Here is a 1348-nt window from a genome sequence, read left to right as displayed (position 1 = left end):
TGTCGGGCGAACGCACATCGCTAACCGACTATGCAGCAGGGATCGTGGCAACCGCAGCGACAAAAGCCAGCATTGCCGAAAGTTCCTATGATTTCCAGGACAACCTGGTGGTTGACCTTAGCACCCGCATCCAGAACGAAGCCGGGGTCAACCTTGATGAAGAAATGTCGGATCTGGTGATTTTTCAGCGTGCCTACACCGCCTCTGCCCAAGTGATTACCACGGTTGAGGAAATGTTTGATGCACTGCTCAATGCAGTTTAAACTGCATGCTTATGAAATGAGGCTGTCATGGTAACTCGTGTCGCGACATATACGAACCACACATTGCTCTCGGACTTGGCACTCCGCAATGCTGCGCGTGTAACAGATCTTCAGAACCAAGCGTCCAGCGGTTACAAATCGCGCAATTACGCAGGTATTGCTGACAGTACACAGCGCCTACTTAATCTCGAAGGCGAATACAGCCGCACGGAACAGTACCTGCGCAATACAACGCAAGGTAAATTGCGTCTGCAAAGCATGGAAACCGCCGTTGACAGCATGCTGACCATCGCGACCGAGATGAAGAGCTTGCTGATCCAGGCAAGCTCCGCTCAACAGGCTGATGATGTCAATATCCGTAATGAAGCAGACCAGGCACTGCAACAGATTGCCAACTTGCTCAATACCAACCTTGACGGACGTTTCCTTTTTGCCGGCGGACGTTCCGAAGAACCGGCAGTGGACATCGAGAAAATCGGGGCGCCTGATAACTACATCAGCAAACTTAATACGTCAGTGACAAGCGGCGCCCTTCTCTCCTCACTTGGCGTGACAACTAACGGCACGCTCCAGATCGTCAGCACAGATGTCGATGGCAACAGCTCGACCTCTACCGTCAACTACAACGCCGCCACCGACGATATCGATGACATCATGGATGCCATCAATAACGTCACAACCAACCGCGCCATTGCGTCGCTGCGGGGGCTGGGCGGTGAAGGCACAACGCTTTTGAATATTGAAAATGTCGGGAACGGCTCAATCACTATTACCGAAACGGGTGGCGGTGATTTTCTCTCAAAACTTGGTATGGAGAAAATGGGAAATCCGCGCCCGGATGCCGATTATTATAATGGTGATCATCAGATCATGGATCTGCGGGTCGACGACAAGTACGACGTCTCCTATGGCATTCTGGGTGACAACCCGGCATTCCAGAAATTGATCCAGGGCCTTGGCATTGCTGCAAGCACTGAAAACCAGGATGCGCTGACTGTCGCACTCGGCTTTATCAACGATGCAATAAACGAACTTCCAAACGTTCAGGGGCAAATCGGTCTCGATATTGCCAATGTCGAACGGTT

1 protein-coding gene and 1 pseudogene are annotated in these 1348 nt (G+C 51.6%); both read left to right on the top strand.

Annotated elements, in window-relative coordinates; all coding sequences use genetic code 11:
* A partial coding sequence (locus B3Z49_RS00165; protein ID WP_296987185.1) for a flagellar basal body rod C-terminal domain-containing protein occupies window positions 1–263 on the top strand: 263 nt, incomplete at its 5' end.
* Window positions 264–290: 27 nt separating this feature from the next.
* A pseudogene (locus tag B3Z49_RS00160) lies at window positions 291–1348 on the top strand (hypothetical protein); the annotation flags it as partial.

The organism is Thalassospira sp. UBA1131, assembly GCF_002311515.1.
Lineage (GTDB): Bacteria > Pseudomonadota > Alphaproteobacteria > Rhodospirillales > Thalassospiraceae > Thalassospira.
The sequence above is the reverse complement of the archived record's forward strand: the minus strand, read 5'-3'. Positions and strand labels throughout refer to the sequence as shown.